This is a genomic window from Ignavibacteriota bacterium (assembly GCA_016708125.1).
GTDB lineage: Bacteria > Bacteroidota > Ignavibacteria > Ignavibacteriales > Melioribacteraceae.
In genome coordinates, this window is the sequence record JADJGF010000005.1 from 1 (window position 1) to 20601 (window position 20601).

The window sequence follows — 20601 nt, forward strand, 5'->3', positions numbered from 1 at the left end:
TCTAATAAATACAAATTAGAAATTGCATCAGGGACGTTGATCCTGACATTGATTCCTTAAAATATTGGAGTTTTATTAATGACTTTAATTGTATCTCTTAAAGAACTCGTTCATGCTAAAAATGTATTTGTAAAACTATCACAATCTTCTTTTGATATTAAAACTGCTTATAAACTTTCTAGATTGATTTTAGTCTTAAATACTGAATATTCTAAATTTGATGAATTTCGTATTAAGCTTGTTGAAAAATATGGAACTCTTCAAGATTCGAAATATATTATTAAAGATGAAAATCAAGAAATTTTCAATTCTGAGTTTGAATCATTACTATCAGAAGAAGTCGAGATTAATACTACTAAATTTAAAATTTCTGATTTAGAAAAACATGATTGTGTTTTGACTCCAGTAGATATTTTTGCAATTGAAAAATTTATAGAAGATTAAAAATATAATCCCGAATTGTAATTAATCAATTCGGGATTTTTTTTGAGATAGTATCATATAGAGGTTACATGGAAATGTTATATAAACCATGTCAAAATTTTTACGTTTCTGATAGTAATAATTCAATACTGTATAAAAACACATCTAGTCAAATTCATTCAAATTGTACTTATATTGTAGATACTAGACTTGGGGAATTAAGTTTAATACTTCCAGCAAATCCAGAAACTGGAGATATAATTGTTTTGCTTGATCCAAGCAATTATTGGAATGTTAATAATGTAACTGTTATTAACAATACTAAAAAAATAGCAGGAAAATATGAAAATTTAATTATTAATATATATAATATATCATTAACTCTGATTTATGTCGGAGATAATTCTTTTTATGGATGGATGATTCATATAGAAAATACGTTAAAGGGGTAGAATTTATGATTACATTTAGTAATATTTATGGGGTTAATTGTTCTGGTAGTGGTGGATTTAGAAAATTATCAAATGATGCTTTTTGTTTAACAAATGCCACTTATGAAGCACAAGTAAATACCCTAATTTTTTTAGATACTAGAAATGGAGAATTTTCAATAAATTTTCCAACAATAGCTGAACCCGGCGATACTATTATATTAGTAGATACTGGTGGAAATTTAAAATTAGAAAATGTTGCAATATTAAATTTAGGAAAATTATTTACAACACCAGTTACAGAATATTTGGTAGATAAGAATTGGTCAATTACTAAATTTGTATTTGTAACTTCTGCATATGGTTGGATAGTAGATCATACATTTTTAGATCATTCATTAGCAGAAAATCCTATTAATAACATTCCAGAATTTATTTGGAATTATATTGCAAATGCTAATTCAACTATTATTGCTACAGCTACAAATTTAAATGAAGCAGATATTTTATTAAATGATGCAATTATTTCGATTGCGGCTGCATTAAATGCTGCATTAAGCACAATGACAAAATCTGTAAATAATATTACTCCAGATAGTAATGGTAATATCAATTTGCCATTAAATATAGGCACTGTTCGTACAGTAAACAATATTCCTTCTGATGTTTCTGGAAATGTTGATGTTCCATTAACTAATGGTACTGTTAGATCAGTAAATGCAATTAATCCAGATAGTAATGGAAATGTGGTTATTCCATTAACAACTGGTACTGTTTCTTCTGTAAATAATATTACAGCTGATATTAATGGAAATGTTAATGTCGGAACAGTTAAATCAGTTAATAGTTTAACTCCTGATTCGAATGGAAATGTTTTATTAGCTTCTTCTGCTGGTGGTACAGTTAAATCAGTAAATAATTTACAACCAGATGTTAATGGGAATGTTACTTTAAATATTCCAGGTGGTACAATTAGAAGATTATCAGCGGTTAGTTTATTTCTTAGCCAGTGAGAGAATTAAATGATTACTTTTAGCAATATTTATGGAGTTAATTGCTCAGGTGCTGATGGTTTTAGAAAATTAGCAAATGATACTTTTTGCTTAACCAATTCAGTATATGAAGCACAAGTAAATAAGATTATTTTTTTAGATACTAGAAATGGAGAATTTTCAGTAAATTTTCCAGAAACAGCTGAAGCTGGCGATACAATTATATTTGTAGATGTTGGTGGAAATTTAAGAGCAGAAAATGTAAATTTATATGGAATTGTTAGATTATTTGGGACTGTGATAAATCCATTAATTCCGCCGCCCGGCTCTAATCTCCCAACTCCAGTAGATTATATTTTAAATAAGAATTGGTCAGTTACTAAATTTGTATTTGTAACTCCAACATATGGTTGGACAGTAGAATTAAATTATTTAAATAATCCATTAGCAGATAATCCTATAACTAGAATTCCGGAATTTGTTTGGAATTATTCACCAAGTATTAATTCAACTATTATTAGTACTGCTACAGATTTATATGATGCTGATATTCTATTAAATAATGAAATAGTAAGAATTGGTAATTTATTAAATACTGAAATATTAAGAATTGATACTTTATTAAATTCAACAGTTAAGCAAGTTAATAATCTATTACCAGATACTTCTGGAAATGTTAATGTTGGTACAGTTAAATCAATTAATAATATTCAGCCAGATACTAATGGCAATATTACTTTAACAAATTCTCCAACTGCTTCTAAAATTCAAACTCCAGTTAGTATTACTTTAACAGGAGCAGTTTCTGGAACTGTAATGTTTGATGGAAGTCAAAATGTAGTTATTAATACAGTTTCAAATATTAGTGATCCAATTTAATAGGATATTTATTCTATGTTAAAAGAAAAGTTTAAAGATTTCGCCAGCACTACTATAGTTAATGATATTGATTCATCAACTACTAGCATTATAGTTACTGATTCTGGAGTATTTCCAGAAATAGATACTACAATTTCAGAATATTTCATGTCAGTAATATATAGTGATGAAAATAATGATTTTGAAGTTGTTAAAGTAATTGATAGAGTTAATAATAATTTAACTATTATTCGTGGTCAGAATAGTACAACTGCTAGAGCATTTTCAGCAGGTTCAAAAATAGTTAATAGAATTACTTCAGAATTTTTAAATAAATTATCTTCTACTGTAAGAACTATCACACAATCTGCAGCACCTCCTTCTGGTGGAGAAGATGGTGATATTTGGTTACAATATGAATAATTGGGAGATTTGTAATGTATAAGTTTGCAAAAGTTTCTAGTAATACAGTAATAGATTTTTTATTTGAAAAACCAATTTGGTACAGTTCTTTTGGACAATTGGTTTCTACTGAAGAATTGGCTAATAATCATAACATTTATCCAGTTACTTATGATATTCGCCCAAAAGTAGATGAGATTAAAAACTTCATTTTAGAATATAATGAAGTGAATGAAATAAATAAAACAGTAACTGTAAAATACAAAGTTTATACTGATGAATTTGCAAATTATGATCCTAGAAAATATATGATTACTGCAAATAATTCTGGAAATATGATATTTGATGAAGAGAATTTAATAGTTAAAAATAGATTAATTTTAGAATCAAGAACATTAGATAATGTACTATCTAATGCAAAAATTGATATTGAAACGTATCGTGATAAAAAAGTATTTTCTGATTATGATTATAAATTATCAGAATCAAATACTATTATAGCTCAATTAAGAAATGGTTCAGATGTTAGAAATTTGATGATTCTTGGCACAGATGCTCTTTATAATATTCTTAAAAATAATAATGCCAATTCTACATTCCGAGATAAGAATAACACAGTTCATACATTAACAGCAGAACAAATGTATTTATTGACAAAAGAAATAAAAGATAGAAATGAAACTATTTATTCTACTTCTTGGTTTCATAAATCTGAATTGGCTACAATAAAATCAGATTCCAATAAGACAGATGAACAAAAGATAGATGCGATTTTATTGTATTTAGATAATGCATTAATTTAAGAGTATATGTTATGCCTAGTTATACTAAAATTGGTGGCGTTTGGAAAATAAATACCCCAATCCATACTAAAGAAGATTCATTAATAAAAGAAGTTTCACTCGGTTATGTTAAAGATGGCGATATTTGGAAGCGAATTTATACTAAAATGCTTCCATGTAATTGTGATATTAGAATAGCAGCAATTTGTGATTGTGATTCTAGAGATTCTTGTGATTGTGTTTCAAGAGGAGCTTTTGGTTGTTCTTGTGATGTTAGAGGATTATGTGATTGTGAATTAAGAACAGATGCACCAGTTTGTATTTGTGATGCAAGAACTAATTCTTGTGATTGTGTAAGTAGAACTAGTGGTTTGGCTTGTAATTGTAATGCTAGAACTAGTAGTTGTGATTGCGTAAGCAGATCAGGAAGTAATTATTGTTCTTGTGATATTAATACTTATGTTTGTGATTGTGTAAGCAGAACTGGATCAGCAGCATGTACTTGTAATGTTAATACTGTAGTTTGTGATTGTGTAAGTAGAACTGCTACTGCTGGTTGTAATTGTGATGTTAGAACTGCAGATGCATGTGTTTGTGTAAGTAGAGATGGTTCTGATCAACTTTATGAATATAGTTGTAGTTGCCAAGATAGAACAGCTTGTGGTGCAGAAGTAAGTTGTCCTGGCGATTGGTGGAATTGTGTATGTGATACTCAAGGTTCATATTGTGGTTGTAATTGGAGACAATTAGAAGATAATTGTTCTTGTAACACTCAATATGGCTGTAGTTGTGTAGGTAGAACTGCTGGTGATGGCTGTAATTGTAATACAAGAACAGGTTCTTGTGATTGTGTAGGTAGAAGTGCAATTGATGGTTGTAATTGCAATGCTAGAACTGGTTCTTGTGATTGTGTTTGGAGAACTGCAGTTGATGGATGTAATTGCAATGCTAGAACTGGTCCCTGTGATTGTGTTTCTAGAACTACATCTATTGCTTGCAATTGTGATATAAGAATTGGTCCTTGTGATTGTGTTACTAGAACTTCATTTTTAGCTTGTAATTGTGATGCTAGAGATTCTTGTGATTGCGTTTCTACTTGGAATGAATCTTGTAATTGTGATTCAAGAGGAGTTTGTGACTGCGTAACTAGAATATCAGGATGTGATTGTGTAGCTAGAGGAATCTAGTTATGCCTAGTTATTCTAAAGTAAATGGTATTTGGAAAAAATTAGAACCGATACACATAAAAGAAATTGATATAATAAAAGAAATTGCTAGTGGATATGTTAAAGATAGTGGAGTTTGGAAAAAAGTATATGCTAAAACAATCCCATGTAATTGTGATATAAGAACTTCTTTTGATTGTGATTGTGATTCTAGAGATTCTTGTGAATGTGTTACTAGAGGATTTGATGGATGTAGTTGCGATGTTCGTGGAAATTGTGATTGTGAAACAAGAACTAGCTCATTTGTTTGTACTTGCAATGTAAGAACTAGTATTTGCGATTGTGTAGATAGAACTGGTGGGTTATTCTGCGAATGTGATGTTAGATGGAGCACTTGTGATTGTGTTTTTAGAACATATACTGATTATTGTGTGTGTAATGTAGATGCAGAATATTCTTGTGATTGTGTAGGTAGAACAGGTTCAGTTCCTTGTGCTTGTGATATATTAACTATTATTTGTGATTGTGTAAGTAGAACTTCAGGTGAAAGTTGTAATTGTAATATTAGAACAAGTTCTTGTGATTGTGTAGCAAGATCCAATACTGAACAAGATCAGATTTTTATTTGTCAATGCGAAAATAGATATTCTTGTAATGATTATCCTAATTGTATAGATTATAATAATGGTAATGATTGCACTTGTGATATAGTTGGAACTTGGCAATATTGTTCTTGTGATTTTCGTTCACTTCCAGTGAATACTTGTGTTTGTAATATGAGAATAGGTCCTTGTGATTGTGTTACTAGAATTGCTGGATTATCTTGTAATTGCAATGATAGAACAGGTACTTGTGATTGTGTTTCTAGAACAGTTTTTCCTCCATGTGCTTGTGAAACAAGAACTGCACCTTGTAATTGTTTTTTAAGAACTATGGTATCTTCTTGTGTTTGTCATGCTAGGGTCGGTCCTTGTGAATGTGTAAGTAGAAGCGTTTCTTTAGTTTGTAATTGTGATTTGAGAACTGGTCCTTGTGATTGTGTTTCTAGAACTTCGTTTTTGGCTTGTAATTGTAATATTAGAGATGCTTGTGATTGCGTTTCTACTTGGAATGAATCATGTGATTGTGACTCAAGAGGAGTTTGTGATTGCGTGACCAGAATTTCTACTTGTGATTGTGTAGCTAGAGGATTGACATATTGAATAAATATGAAGATATTCGTCCATTTGGTGCTTATTCACTGCTTGTGACTGAAAATTGTAATTTAGCTTGTAAATATTGTTATGAAAGATGTAATGGTGGAGTTGGTCATACCAATAGTAGAATGACAAAAGAAGTTGCAAAAAAAGCAGTTGAATTTATGTTTGATCAAGTAGCAAATGAACGAAATCCAAGAGTAACTATAAGCTTCTTTGGTGGTGAACCTACTCTAGAAATGGATATTATTGATTTTGTTTGTACTTATGGAAAAGAATTATCAAAATCAAGAAATATCTCATTTGGAGTAGGTATTATCACAAATGCAACTTGCATGAATGAAAAAGCATATAACATATTTAAAAAACATCTAGATATTTTTGAATCTTGTCAATTATCAATTGATGGGCCAGAAGATATACAAGATGAAAATAGAGTAACCAAAGCCGGAAAAGGAAGTTTTTATTTAATTCAAAAATATATTAAACATTGGAAAGAATTATTTAAACAAAAATTAAACATTCATGGTGTTTTAAATAAAGATACAATTCCAGAATTATATAATAGTTATTTATTTTTTAGAGAAAAATGGGATGTAGAACGCCTTTGGTTTATTCCTGCTAAAGATGAAAGATATACTGAAGAAGATGTAGAAAAATATTCTAATGAATTAAATAAAGTTTATGAATATGTAATGGAATATACCAGAAAAAATAATAACACAAGAGAAATTTCAAATTACGCACCACTAGATAGATCATTAAGAATGGGTGGAAAGCCAGGAAAACCATGTGGCGCTGGTGATAATTATTGTTCAATAACAGCAACTGGTGAAATCTATCCATGTCATCATATGTATTTTATTGATAATGATTCAGAAACAAAATTAGGTTCTATTTATGATGGGGTGGATTTATCAAAAAAAGCTTTGTGGGCTTTTTATGATTCTTCTGATTTGAAAGGATGTGAAAATTGTGATCATCCATCTTGTTATAGATGCATTGCAGAAAATTTAGAACAAAATGGGACTCCATTTGTTCAAATTACTGGATTACATTGTTCATTTATGAAAGTTGATTTATTCTATCAAAATAAGATTAGAGAGGAGTTAATTCAAATGGGTTTGATGCAAAAACCAAATGATAATAATTGTCAGAATAATGTAAGAGATTGTGTAGGAAAACAAGGCGATTGCCCAATTGTTACTAGTGTTGAAGAATGTAAATTTGATCGCAATAAATCACAGAATAATCCAGCATCAAATAATGTAAGAGATTTTAATCAAGTAGATTCAACACAATTACCACAAAATACAAATTCCAAATCGAAATCAAATTGTGGAAGTGGAAATTGTAAAAGTAATGATATCAATAAAGAAACATTAAAAGCAGAGTTAGATGATATTATTGGAAAATTAGTAAATTTATATAACAAATTATCTTAATCATCTAATAAACAGGCTTATTTTTATTAATAAGCCTGTTGGAAATTAATAACCATGCTAGAAACTTATGTTCTGCACATTACCAAAGAATGCAATATGGAATGTGTTTATTGTTATGAAAAAGATAAAACATCAGTTTATAATTGGGATGATATTAAACAATTATTAGATAATATAATCAAATATAATAAACATTTCAATTTAGAATTTCTAGGTGGAGAACCATGTTTACGCATGGACTTAATTGAACAAACAATAGATTATTTAAATTCATTTTCTGATGTAACAGTAAATTCATTTGGTATTACTACTAATGGAACTATTATTGATGATACTTTAATTAAATTATTAGAGATTCATGATAATGTTTCATGGAATGCTAGTTTAGATGGTAATAGAATAATGAATTCATTGAGAATAACTAAAACTGGAGTTAATTCTCATGATATTGTATTAGAAAATTTTAAAAAATTATTAGAAATAAAACCAAATAAAATAGGAATTCATTTAGTTACTCATCCATTTAATATTGGATATTTGAATGATGGGATAAAACATTTATATAAACATGGAGTTAGAAGATTTGGAATAGGTACGGTAGAAACAACAATTGTAATTGATGATGACTATTGTATATCATTTATAAATCAATGTAAAAAATTATCAGATAAAATAAAAAATGGTGAATATCCTGGTATTTCTATTGATATTTTTAATTATTTAAAACCAAAAACTGACGGTAGACATTATATTAAAGATAAAGAAGGAAAAACTATATTAGAAACTTATGGTAGAGCATATGATGATATTAAAGATTCCGAAGAATTTAAAACTCCATCTGCTAGTTCTAATTTAGGAACTACTATTTACGATATAAGAGAAACTGTTTACAATTATCATAATTTTGGAGATAAGGTAAATGCCTAATCGATTTTGTAATGCATCAAAAATTTTAACAACCTCATTTCAAGATTTATATATTTGTCCATTAGAACATCAAGTTTCTGTTCATAGTTTATTCTGCACTAATACTAATTCTACTAGTGAAGATAGATTTGTAACTATTTCAGTTCATGATGCTAGTTCAAATACAGAAATATTTTTAGGAAAAAATCTACCAGTTCCAGCAAATAGCACATTAAGTTTCGATAAGGCTATTAATTTGGAAGAAGGTGATATTTTAAAACTTAAAGCCGATGCAGAAGTCGATGTTCATGCATTTGCTAGTATTTTATTAATCACTCCTATTGTTATTGTTTAAGGAGATTATATAATGGCTTATATTGGCTTAGTAAGATGCGGAAATTTTCTTCCAGATAATACCGTAGTTGAAGTTCAAGCAAATACTTTAATATTAAATAGTGAAGAACAAGGAGCAGGAATTGGTGCTGGTTTTGCTCAAATAGTTATTAATCGCGGAACATTACCAGCAGCAATAATTAGATTTAATGAAGTTAATGATAAATTTGAAGTCGGATTCTCAAATAGTTCCGAATATCGCGAAATTGAGAATTCAATTTGGAAATTTATTGATGTTGATACTATTCTCGAAGTAAATACTAATTATTTTGTTGATGTTGGTAGTTTGACATCTATTAATCTAATTCTTCCCCCAAATCCAAGATTGGGTGATACAATTAAAATTGTAGATGTTGCTAGTCAATTCTGTCAGAAAAATGTATATATAAGAAGAAATGATAAAAAAATTATGAATGCAGATGATGATATTAAATTAGATTCTGGAAATATTGCAGTATCTATGGTTTATTCTGATAGTAATCATGGCTGGCGGTTCGTTTAAGTGGGTAATAGTATTATTTTTTTTAGTCATACCTAATGTATTTGGATTCGATCATACAATTAAAAAAGACAATAATGAAATAAATAGAATAGTTATTATTAATTATTCTACTCTAAATATATCTGATTATTTTTTTCCAAAATATTATTATGGTATAAAAGAAAGACATAAAAATTTATTTTTTTATATCTTTCATATAAATCCATTAAAAATAAAAATTGATGACATTTCTTTGAATTCCGTAGTCGATTATACTATTGACCAAATTGATAAAATAAATCCTAGATTTGTATTTCTTTTCAATAAAACAAATCTTACACAATCAATTTATGATAAAATCAAATCGAGATATAAAAATAAGCCTTTATTTATCTCTCATGAAATCGATGAATTTATTAGATTGAAATATAATTTTGAAAAATTTAAAAATATAATGAATATATTAAAAATTGATACTGATAAAATTATATTGATTTCATATAAAATAAAGTATTATTATAATATGAATTTATTTTTAAAACCAATATTAATTAATTCTTTGGGAATAAGTAATATTGAAGAACATTATATAGAAACAGATAGAGAATTAAAACTATTATTACAAAGTTTAAATGAAGAAGGAAAAAAAAGATTAATCATTGTCAATTTAAATACAGTATATAGCGAAATAGATAGTGGATTTTTAGATTTTAATTCTTTCGTAAATTTATTCATATATAATACTAATAATTATGAGTTATTTTTTTCTAATACTTGTATGAATAATCATATTAATTTTTCTTTTTATATAACTTTAAATTGTCATGATATTTTTAATCATATCAATCATGAATTATTTGATTATTTTGAATATTTTGAATCTATAAAATTAAGAACTACTATTATAGATTTTGTATATGGAATAAACCTTTATCGATTACGTAAATTAAATTTGAATAATGAATTTGTATATGAAGAACTCATTAAATATTTTACCATTATTAATAATGATAAATAACAATAGAACTTAGTGTGGTGAGTAAAATCCATCATACTAAGATCTTTTTGGAACCATAATTATGGATACTCAAAAAAGTAGAAAAATTGCCAATTATATATTTTTAATATTTATATTATCTTTCATATTATATTCTATTTATTATATCTATAATTCTTATAGTTCTGAATTTAATATATTTAGAAGCAATTCTACTTATATAACATGCATCACTAGTATATGTTTTGATCATTCTGGAATTTTAGAATGTATGGAGACTCCTACACCAGTATTAGTAAAAGAAACATCCGAAAAAGATTTGCGTTATAATAGCAAAAATATTTCAAAAATTACATTTAAAGTAATAGGAGTTTCCTGCGAGTAAAAAATAATGGATAGAATGTTAGAATCGGTCGCCAATTTACCTTGGCCTATGTTTTTGCTTATTATTGTATTATTTGTTGTTGTATTTGTTTATTTTCAAGTATTATTGCCATCTATTAAAGAAATAGATATTTTGAGAACTATAATAAATACTAAATTAATAAATATCGAACAAAATATAAATACAATAGATAAAACTTTATCAAATATTCAAACAAATTTGATAAATAATAGTACGATATATATTGAGAAAATATCAGATATGGAAAGTGATTTTAATTCATTACGTTTAAATTTAGAAAAAAATAATAATTCTAATGAAAAAATTCTAGACAGAATGTCCGATATCAAAGAGAGACTTTTTATTATTCAGAATTCTAGAATATCTGATGAATATCGAGGAGTTAAATAAGAAATGTATAGAAAGAATAATATAAATTTTAGAATTTTATCATCTGATGTGTTACAACGATTTAAAAAACGCCAATTCTTAGTATTTAATGAATTATATAGTAAAAAATATGACTTTTTAGAAACATCAAAAGAAATTTTATTATTACAATATGATCAAATTTTTAATTTTATTTTATATGTTGAAACTTTATTTTTAAGATCATATACGAATATCAGTAAGAATATTGAAGCTATAAAAATTCAATTTGAAAAAACTAGTCAAAATACTATAAATTGTATTCGTTCTAATACTGATACATTTCTTCCAGAAATAGCAGAAACTTGGATAGCAGTTAATGAATTAGATGTAAAATTTATTGAAGAAATGTTAAATGATTATATTAAAAATAAAAAATCGGATTCTATTTTAGACAATTTCGATTTTTTAGGAAAATTAATATTAGAATATATGTCTAATTTATTATATACTATACATGAAATAGATTATTTAGTTAAAAATCAAGATAATATTTCAATTGAAAATGAAATACCGCCATTTTTGAGTTTTACCAATTTTGCATATATGTATGACAGTTTTCATGAAAATAAACAAAATTATATATATGAAAAGATTAAACTGTATGAAAAAAGATTTTCTAATAATTTTGTAATTGTGGCTTTGAAAATATATTCTGATAATGATAAGGGATATATTGGCGTTGTTGATTTTCTTTCTAAGAACACAATTATAGTTGATGAAGTAATTTAACATTTGGAGCTAACCTAATGAGTTTTTCTATTGATTTAACTAGCATTGATAAAGAAATTAATAAAGTCGAAGAATCAGTTTCAGTTTCAGAAGAAGTAATCGCCAAAGAAGAAACAGAAATTAAAACCGAAATTAAAACCGAAGCTGAAACTAAAGAAACAATTTCTGGAAAATTTAATATTAATTTAGAACATATTGTAGAAATGGAAAATATCAAATCAGATCCTATTTATATTAATTTAGCTACTGCATTAGTAACTGGAAGAGCAGTTAATAAACTAATTTCTGAAAGAGAAGAAGCCAGAAATGAAGAATATCTTTCTGAAGTTCGTGGATTAAAAAAGAATGTAGTCCGTCATGGTCAAATTAAATCAGTAATTGAATGTCCCCCTGGATATAAATCAAATAAAGGTAGATGCATAAGAATGTCATCTGTAGAAATTATTTCTTTGGCTAAACGTGCAAGAAAAGCAGCGATAACTCGCCATCGTCATGAAAATGTAAATGCTAAAAAATCTATGAAGAGTATGAAATTATCAGATAAAATTAGAGCAAAAAATGCATCTAGAATGAAAATTACAAAAATGGTTTGATAATGTAAAAGCGGCGGTGTTAATTATAAACCCGCCGCCCCATTTTAGAATAACTGAGATTTAATTTAATGTATGTACATAATGTATATAGCGATCTATTATTTTATGTTTCTAGTGTATTAAATAAAATTTTAAATAATAAAATAATAGAATATAAATATAATTTTGGAAATGCAACTTATTTATTATCTTATAATCCAAATTATGAATTACCAAATGCAATAATTCAATATATATCTTCGAATCCATTTAATGCAAGAATGAATACATTTCATCGAATAACAAAAAATAATTATATTATTCCGATATTATATGATAAGAATAAAGATATAGAACTATTAATGCAAGAAGATTTATATTATATAGATATATCTGTATTAATAAATACAGAAACACAATTAAAAGCATTAGAAATAAAACATACTTTAGAAAATACATTACCAGTAGGCAAGTTATTATTATTTTCAAGTTTTAGTTCATTTTTTGAATTAGATAATACATTCATTAATGATTATTTATTTGATGTTAATAATGATGATATTGATAATTTATTTTTAAAACATAATAAAATAACTGATGAAATGGATTATTGTTGTTCAATTAAATACGAACCTTATATAAGATTGGAAAGTATAGATTTATCAATAGCAGATCTTTCTGCAGCTACATTTCAAGTAGCTTGTAGTGTTAAATTACTTACTCATTTACCATCTGCTATATTTTTAGATAAACAAAAATCCATAGGTTATGACTCAGTACATTTGTTAAGTTATAATAATATAATTGTTCCAATTAATGATGAATTTGAATATTATTTTTATAAGAATAATATTATTAAATTGGAAAAAAATGAAAATATACAAGAAATTATAGTAGACAATTCTACTTTATTAGTTGAAAAAGAAGAAGAATATATTGAATTAGGAACATATTTTGATAATAGAAATAATAAAGGATTAATCAAAATACGTCATTTTAAAAATAATTATACTTCAATAAGTATTGATTCAAAAAATATTAAAGAAGCAGTAATAAATAATAATAAGATTTCTGGAATTATTGATAATAATATAAAACTAGAATTATATTATGAAATTTCTAGAGTTATATTTAATTTTAAAAATAATTTAAAATTGAAATATATTATTCCAAATGATATATTTTCGGTATTATTCAATATTAATAAATTTAAAGCAGAAATAAATTATGAAAAAACAGAAATATTAGGTTTTGATGATATTATATTACCAGTTCCTATTAAATTAAATAATTTAGGTAATTTTGAATTTGTTTATGATAATTTATATAATATTTCTGGAAATATTGAATTAAAAACTGGAAAGATATATTTGCATAAAATAAGAGATTTTAATAATTTATTAACAGAAGTTACAAATTTTAAAATAAATTATTTAAAATTAAATATAATATTTAATATGTTTGAGATTAGAGGTGGTGGATATATTGAGAAAATTAATTTTGAATTTGATTTTCTAAACAACCCCATTTCTATAGCAAATATTTTTAATAATAATATAGTATGCAGTAAAAATATAAAGAATATAATAATATCGAATATAATATTTATAGAAAATATTAATAATGTTGTTAAATTTAAAATAAATGAATTTAAAAAAGAATATATCGATTATTCTTTTCATTTTTTAAAATATCAATTAATAATAAATAAAGAGAATTTAAATATAAAATATGATTTAATTAATGACTATTTTATAACTACTGCTAATTTTTATTATAAATATTTAAGTGATATAAATAATTTAAACCCATTAATTTTAAAATTGGAGATAGAAAATTGAAATTCTAAGCAATATTGTTGAAAAAGAACAAATTAAAACATTTATTGAATCAAACTCTGATAAAATTATTGATACAGTTAAAACTAAATTTGATATTGAAGATTTATATTCCAATGTAGTTGAAAATATGGAAGCATTTATTTCCGAAGATATTCATGAATTTTATAACAATATTAAAACTTATGCATCTCAATATACTTTGAATTTCTTAAATGAACAATCTATTGCTAATTCAAAAAAAAACTTAGTCTAATATATATTTCAGAAGAAATAGATCCTGACAAGTTAACAAAGTTAGGATTTAATAGTTCTGAATCTTTTAGATTGATTAATTATTTGAATAATTTAAAAAATAGTAATCCTTTTTTAGCTCAAGATTTTTATGAAAATTTAATTTCTGGAAATTTAAATAAATGTCAAAATTTAATTAATAATTTACCATCAGATATTAAAAATATATTAAGTTCTCATAGTTTAGATATTAATAGTATCATGAATAAAATCTCCAATTTGGTATCAATAGTAACTACGCATTTTAGTATAGCTATTGGACATGCTAGAGAACTTGCAGAAAAAGATCCAGATAAAGCTGGTTATATATTTTCATTAGCTGCTGCTGGTATGTTAATGAGTTATATATTTGGACGACGTTCGAGAATATGAAATTATTAACTAAAATATTAGAACAGAAAGAAATAAAAGAATATATTGATATTAATAAATCGGAAAGTTTGGATTATGTGATCAATAATTTTAAAATGAATAAATTACAAAATTATATTATTGAGAATATTTCTAAATTTATAGTAGAAGATGATTTAAATTCTAGTTATAATAAAATAAAATCTTTTGTTATTAATGAAATCTGGTCATCGTTAATATCAGGAACTCAAACAGCATCATTAATAGGTACTGATATAGGTGTGACTGCAGGATTGGATAAAATGAGGGAATCAAATCCAATGATATATTCATATTCTCAAGGAGGATTTGATTTAGCAACATTAGTAGCATCTGGAACTAAAAGTATAGCAACAAGTTCAGTATTTATTCATCCATTAGAATCGTTAGCAACAGCAGCTGCAACTTTCAGTACAGAAATCGGAATGGTTAGTGGTTCTACTATATTTGGTTCATTATTTTTATCAGGTAGTTTAGGATGGAATACTGGAAATGTATTAAATACTATACCAGGATTTCAAGATCATATAATGAGATTTATAGTAGATGATATTAAATTAAATTCAAATACTGGATTGGGATTAGGTTGGAATTTAGATAAAATACATAAAGCTTATAATTATGGAGATGAATTTACTCAAAAAGCAGCTAAAAACATATTTGATTTCTTTACTAAATCAGATATGATTAGACATGGAATTCATCTTCATAATGTTAAAAGAGAAACTGATATTTCATCACCAGTTACTCCTATTGGTGCAACAGCAAAAATAATAGATACTGCTATTAATTTTAATTCTAATTTTAAAAAATTATCAGCAGAAGTATTAGATTTTGCAGAAAATTCAAAAAATTTAGATATTATTAAGAAATTAGAAACATATAAATCTGGAACTATAGCTAAACATGTAGCAGAAAAAGCTGAAAACGCAATAAATAAAGCAAATTTGCCTTCACAAGCAAAATCCGCTTGGGATAGTGTTAAAGATTTTGCATATGATTACCCGCGATTTTATGTTCCAATTATAATACTTGGAATTTGTGGAATTATTTTCAAATTTAGGATTAAATTATGAAATATTTAACCGCAGTATTAAAAAATGAAGATGTTCAGAAATATATTTTAGAAAATGAAGATTCTGCTTTTGAATATTTAAAAGAAAATTTAAATATCAATAATATTTATGAATCAGTAATTGCAAATATGCCAAAATTTATTACTGTGAATTCTGATTTAACTTCTATTTATGAAGCGATTAAAGAATACACATCTAATTATGTAATGACTATTCTACAAGAAATTGATTTGGCTTCAAGAGAAAATCCAACAATAAAAAAAGGAATTGCCGCAGCAGGATTGTTAGCAGTCGGTGCTGGTATTTATGCATTTTGGGATCAGATTTCTTCATTATGGAGTCAGCCAGAAAAAATTATATCTGCAACTAATAATGCAGATCCAAAAATATTAGAAGCTGCTGCAAAAGCAGTTAATGCTGCTGAAAGAAATATACCTAAAGATATGGTGGAAGTAGTTAAAACAGCAGTGGTCGATAAAGTAGTTACTCCTGGTAATATGCAGAATGTTAAAATTGCAGTTATTGAAAAAGTTCAAAAGACAATTGCTAATACTGTAGATGAACCAGAAGCGAATAGAATACAAGAAATTTGGGACAATGCAAAAGAAATGTCAGTTGATCCTAGATATTATATTCCAATGATGTGTCTCGTTTTAGTTGGGATTATCTGGAAATTTAAGTTTAAAAGAAGTTGATCTTAGGAGAAAAGATGAAATATTTAACCGCAGTATTACAGAATGAAGAAGTTCAGAAGTATATCTCAGAAAATGAAGATTCTGCTTTTGAATATTTAAAAGAAAATTTAGTAATTGCAAATATTTATGAATCTGTAATTGCAAATATGCCAAAATTTATTAATACAAATTCTGACTTGACCTCTATCTATGAAGCAATTAGAGAATATACAGCCAATTATGTAATGGCTATTCTTTCAGAAAATTTCCCAATTCCATTTGCGGAAACTTGGAGAAATTCGACTCAAAAAGCAATAGATGAAACTGTTAATGAATTAGCAAAAGCACATGATTTTACTAAAGAACAAGCTGGTGCTGCAGTACAAGCATTAAAAGATGGCAATACAGAATCATATAATAAATTATTGACAAAAATTGGGAAAGGAACTACAGAAGATTCTCATAATATAGCTGGTGTCCCAACGGATGGGTTTATTGCTTGGGCTGGAAAATATTTAAGTTCTATTAGTACCGAAGCTAATAATTATTGGGAATGTGTTAAACAAGTAATGGTAGATCGTCCTCAATTAACTATTCCAGCTGCTATTATTGGATTTGTTGGAATTGTTTATTTATCTCTTAAAAAGAAGACTGCAAAATGAGTATAGCAAATTTAATTACTAATAGTTTAAAAAAGAAGTACCAACAAGATAAAGTATTGAATGAAGGAATGACTGTTACTTTAGAAAATATTCAAGAAATAAAAAATAAAATTTTAACGGAAGATATTATCAATAATTTAGGTTCTGCATTAATGATGGGGATTATTTCAAATGAAGTAATTTCTGAAAGTAAAATTAAAAGAAATAGTAAAAAAAAATAAACCAATTCCCTCCCGAATAAATATCGGGAATTTTTTAAAGGTAATTGGTATGGAACTAATAGAAGAATTTGCATATGAGAACTTGAAATTATTTATAGTAGAAGGTAATTTATTAGAGACTAAGAAAAATATTTCTGAATTTTCATTTATAATTACAGAATTAAATAAATATTTAATTACTGAGTTTTCTCAAATTCTAACTGAAGAAGAAGCTACTGAAGTTTCTAAGAATGTAATTTCTACTTTTTTAAATTATTTAAAATTCTCTGGAAGTTTATTTTTAAAAAATTTAAAAGATGTATTTTTTAATGCAGCATTATCAAAAAAAATATCACTAACAACGGCTGGAATATCATTATCTAATTTGATTTTTGGATTAGTAACAAAGGATTATAAAATATCAAATTTAGTAATGTCGCCGCTAGGATTTGCTCCAACTAAATATGTACAATTAAATCCAGGAGTTTTGAATAGTCCTATGATTGTTCAAGATCCATTAACTTTAGGTATATTTTCTATATCATTATTTTTAGTTTTGTTAATTGCATGTACTATTTATAAAATGATAAATAAACAAGCTATAGTTACTGTAAAATCATATAGTGATTATGTTTCTACAATGATTGGTGAAGTTTCTAGATTTAATCCAGAATTAAAAAATTTAAATCCTATTTCAAATAAAATATATAAAAAAATTTTAGAAGAGCAATGTTCTACTATAAAAGAAAAGAAACAATTAATGGTATGTGGAACTAAGCATTATTTAGATTTGAATTCAAAAGTTATTATACCAGAATTATTTAAAGGTCAATTAAGAAATTTAATTAATAAAAAAGTAGATGTTTCTTTTATTAAATCTGCTGCAGATTTATTTTATTTTTCTGGAACAGATAGAGCATCTATATTTGGTCATAAATTATATGATAAATATTTTTCAATATTTGATAATATAATTCCAGAAGATAGAGAATTTAAAGTGACTTGTTTGAAAAATTTAAATAACAAATGTATTGGTATTTTAAAAAAAGAGACTAAAAATGTTAGATGACGAGTTAATTGATCCATTAGTTATATCAGATGATATTTCAATTATTAAAGAAAATATAAAAGTAATAGCTAGAAATAGACAAATGGAATATTTATTTAAAGAAGCAAATATTGGAGAACTTATTGATATTGCAATAACTCCTCAAGATACTTCTTTAGAAGAAAGTGTTATTGGTTCTACTATTTCTACTGTAGCTATTAGTGCTGCATTATTATCATTATTAATAGCATTATACAATAAAGGCGAAGAGACATATAGTTTTGTATATTACAAATATTCTTGTGATAATTTAGTTAATTATTTCAAATCAGAACCATTCTTTATTAATCGTGGTGCAGAAGGAAAACTATTTGAATTTGAATTAAGTTTTCAAAAATGCTCACAGTATAAAACTTTTGTTACTCCATATAGTACATTTTTAAGTCCAGATAAAGCATTTGAATTAAAAACTTGTTTAAACAAATATATATGTGGAACATTCTTATATGTAATTAGAATTTATAAAGATTATTTAAAAAGTATCAATGTTCAAATTCCTAATAATATTAGAGATCCAAATGATTTATTAAGTCTAAAAGGAGAAAAATTAAAATTCTCTATTAAAACAAATATAACTGAAATGTATAAAAATTTAACTTCTTTCTTAAATCCTGAAAATAAAAAAAAATTTTTTACATTATTTTCTCTAACAATTCAAGATAATTTTGATATGGCAAGATTTAAATTTGATGATTTCAAATAAAATCAATAAGACAGAAGAAAATTCTTCTGTCTTATTTTTAATTAATCAATATATATTGGATCTTTATCTATATAGTCTGGGATTTTATGTTTTTCAGTACAGATAATTTTACATGGAATATCATTTGTCCATTTATATTTTTTCCAATTTTGTTCCATATCTGATTCAAAATCAGTTAGAAACAATATCAGACTCAATTCATTATCGCTATTTAAATATAAATCTTCTATTTTATCAAATACATCAACATGTGACGTACCACCCCTTCCTCTAAATGAGAAGATTTCTATATTATCCATTAAAATATCTTCATCACTCAATTCAACATAATTTGTTATTTTATAATCATGATCAATTTTTATTACTTTACTAAAGTAATATGCTGAATTTTTAATAATGCTAATAAATTTCTTAAAACTTTCAGATGACATGCTTCCAGAAGTATCAATACATAATAATAACGTACTAATTTTTTCTTCTGTACCAAATCCTGGAGATAATATATTATGTGCATTCAATCGCTTATTTATATTTTTCCAAGACTTATTTTCATTTGAAACAACAACTACAGATTTAATAGCATGTTCTACTAATTCTGTCCAAGGAAGTTTTACTTCTAAAATTTGCTTAATTAATTCCAATAATCCAGAAGAACCGTGTCCTCTTCCTTTAGTGGGATCTTGCATTAGTTGCGAATTTAATATACATTTTGCTTCAGATGTTATATTTCCTTGTTCTTCATTCATCTTATCTTTATTTGTTTTTTTATTTAATATAACATCTACACTATGATGGATTTCTTGTCCATCTGGCATAGTTATTTTCATTTCTGTAACTTCTAATTCCATTCCACTACTATCTACATTTTCTTCCCCACTTCTTCCTTTTCCTGGACTTCCATCAGATATTTTTATAATCTTAGTATTTTTTTCTCTTTTTACTTCTGGATCATTCATTAAATAATCGTATATTTCTTCTGCAGTAATATTTTCTCCTACAAATTTATTAATTATTGTTCTATCTTTAGGAATTTTAATATTTGTTAATATACCATTATTAATATCTT

General features: G+C 25.7%; 25 protein-coding genes. 24 read left to right on the forward strand and 1 reads right to left on the reverse strand.

Annotation, left to right across the window (positions count from 1 at the left end; translation table 11 throughout):
• The first annotated feature begins 78 nt into the window (after window positions 1–78).
• The 24 genes from IPH62_19540 (at window position 79) to IPH62_19655 (ending at window position 19535) form a co-directional block, all read left to right on the forward strand.
• Complete coding sequence (locus IPH62_19540) at window positions 79–444, forward strand: hypothetical protein (protein ID MBK7107466.1); 366 nt, start codon at window positions 79–81, stop codon at window positions 442–444.
• Between the two features lie 68 nt (window positions 445–512).
• A complete protein-coding gene (locus IPH62_19545; protein ID MBK7107467.1) occupies window positions 513–875 on the forward strand; it encodes a hypothetical protein in 363 nt (120 codons plus the stop codon).
• A 5-nt stretch (window positions 876–880) separates the two neighbouring features.
• Window positions 881–1867: a hypothetical protein gene (locus IPH62_19550; protein ID MBK7107468.1), complete on the forward strand. Its 987-nt coding sequence runs from the start codon at window positions 881–883 to the stop codon at window positions 1865–1867.
• A 9-nt stretch (window positions 1868–1876) separates the two neighbouring features.
• Complete coding sequence (locus IPH62_19555) at window positions 1877–2725, forward strand: hypothetical protein (GenBank protein ID MBK7107469.1); 849 nt, start codon at window positions 1877–1879, stop codon at window positions 2723–2725.
• A 15-nt stretch (window positions 2726–2740) separates the two neighbouring features.
• The gene (locus IPH62_19560; protein ID MBK7107470.1) at window positions 2741–3127 is read left to right on the forward strand and encodes a hypothetical protein; all 387 of its coding nucleotides are present in this window, start codon (window positions 2741–2743) and stop codon (window positions 3125–3127) included.
• A 14-nt stretch (window positions 3128–3141) separates the two neighbouring features.
• A complete protein-coding gene (locus IPH62_19565; protein ID MBK7107471.1) occupies window positions 3142–3909 on the forward strand; it encodes a DUF4376 domain-containing protein in 768 nt (255 codons plus the stop codon).
• Between the two features lie 11 nt (window positions 3910–3920).
• Entirely contained in the window at window positions 3921–5075 is a 1155-nt protein-coding gene (locus IPH62_19570) for a hypothetical protein (protein ID MBK7107472.1), read from the forward strand.
• Between the two features lie 2 nt (window positions 5076–5077).
• A complete protein-coding gene (locus IPH62_19575) occupies window positions 5078–6256 on the forward strand; it encodes a hypothetical protein (GenBank protein MBK7107473.1) in 1179 nt (392 codons plus the stop codon).
• Window positions 6253–7695: a 4Fe-4S cluster-binding domain-containing protein gene (locus IPH62_19580; protein MBK7107474.1), complete on the forward strand. Its 1443-nt coding sequence runs from the start codon at window positions 6253–6255 to the stop codon at window positions 7693–7695. The genes IPH62_19575 and IPH62_19580 overlap by 4 nt, the downstream gene beginning before the upstream one ends.
• Window positions 7696–7749: 54 nt before the next feature.
• Window positions 7750–8622, forward strand: coding sequence for a radical SAM protein (locus IPH62_19585; protein MBK7107475.1), 873 nt, complete (start codon window positions 7750–7752; stop codon window positions 8620–8622).
• A complete protein-coding gene (locus IPH62_19590) occupies window positions 8615–8956 on the forward strand; it encodes a hypothetical protein (GenBank protein ID MBK7107476.1) in 342 nt (113 codons plus the stop codon). Before IPH62_19585 ends, IPH62_19590 begins: the two co-directional genes overlap by 8 nt.
• A gap of 12 nt (window positions 8957–8968) precedes the next feature.
• A complete protein-coding gene (locus IPH62_19595; protein ID MBK7107477.1) occupies window positions 8969–9496 on the forward strand; it encodes a hypothetical protein in 528 nt (175 codons plus the stop codon).
• A gap of 433 nt (window positions 9497–9929) precedes the next feature.
• Complete coding sequence (locus IPH62_19600; protein MBK7107478.1) at window positions 9930–10493, forward strand: hypothetical protein; 564 nt, start codon at window positions 9930–9932, stop codon at window positions 10491–10493.
• Between the two features lie 370 nt (window positions 10494–10863).
• Entirely contained in the window at window positions 10864–11268 is a 405-nt protein-coding gene (locus IPH62_19605; GenBank protein ID MBK7107479.1) for a hypothetical protein, read from the forward strand.
• 3 nt (window positions 11269–11271) lie between these two features.
• Entirely contained in the window at window positions 11272–12018 is a 747-nt protein-coding gene (locus IPH62_19610) for a hypothetical protein (GenBank protein MBK7107480.1), read from the forward strand.
• A gap of 17 nt (window positions 12019–12035) precedes the next feature.
• Window positions 12036–12611: a hypothetical protein gene (locus IPH62_19615; protein MBK7107481.1), complete on the forward strand. Its 576-nt coding sequence runs from the start codon at window positions 12036–12038 to the stop codon at window positions 12609–12611.
• 68 nt (window positions 12612–12679) lie between these two features.
• Window positions 12680–14431 carry a hypothetical protein gene (locus IPH62_19620; GenBank protein ID MBK7107482.1) on the forward strand — a complete coding sequence of 584 codons (1752 nt, stop codon included), beginning with the start codon at window positions 12680–12682 and terminating at the stop codon, window positions 14429–14431.
• A 336-nt stretch (window positions 14432–14767) separates the two neighbouring features.
• The gene (locus IPH62_19625; GenBank protein ID MBK7107483.1) at window positions 14768–15094 is read left to right on the forward strand and encodes a hypothetical protein; all 327 of its coding nucleotides are present in this window, start codon (window positions 14768–14770) and stop codon (window positions 15092–15094) included.
• Entirely contained in the window at window positions 15091–16188 is a 1098-nt protein-coding gene (locus tag IPH62_19630) for a hypothetical protein (GenBank protein ID MBK7107484.1), read from the forward strand. Before IPH62_19625 ends, IPH62_19630 begins: the two co-directional genes overlap by 4 nt.
• Window positions 16185–16883 carry a hypothetical protein gene (locus IPH62_19635; protein MBK7107485.1) on the forward strand — a complete coding sequence of 233 codons (699 nt, stop codon included), beginning with the start codon at window positions 16185–16187 and terminating at the stop codon, window positions 16881–16883. The genes IPH62_19630 and IPH62_19635 overlap by 4 nt, the downstream gene beginning before the upstream one ends.
• A 14-nt stretch (window positions 16884–16897) precedes the next feature.
• Window positions 16898–17524, forward strand: a complete 627-nt coding sequence (locus IPH62_19640) for a hypothetical protein (protein MBK7107486.1) — start codon at window positions 16898–16900, stop codon at window positions 17522–17524.
• Window positions 17521–17745, forward strand: a complete 225-nt coding sequence (locus tag IPH62_19645) for a hypothetical protein (protein MBK7107487.1) — start codon at window positions 17521–17523, stop codon at window positions 17743–17745. Before IPH62_19640 ends, IPH62_19645 begins: the two co-directional genes overlap by 4 nt.
• Window positions 17746–17827: 82 nt before the next feature.
• Window positions 17828–18793 (forward strand): hypothetical protein, encoded by a 966-nt coding sequence (locus tag IPH62_19650; protein MBK7107488.1) that lies wholly within the window; start codon window positions 17828–17830, stop codon window positions 18791–18793.
• Window positions 18783–19535 carry a hypothetical protein gene (locus tag IPH62_19655; GenBank protein ID MBK7107489.1) on the forward strand — a complete coding sequence of 251 codons (753 nt, stop codon included), beginning with the start codon at window positions 18783–18785 and terminating at the stop codon, window positions 19533–19535. The genes IPH62_19650 and IPH62_19655 overlap by 11 nt, the downstream gene beginning before the upstream one ends.
• A gap of 41 nt (window positions 19536–19576) precedes the next feature.
• Here IPH62_19655 and IPH62_19660 read toward each other — a convergent pair.
• The coding region (locus IPH62_19660) for a VWA domain-containing protein (protein ID MBK7107490.1) at window positions 19577–20601 on the reverse strand (1025 nt) is incomplete at its 5' end.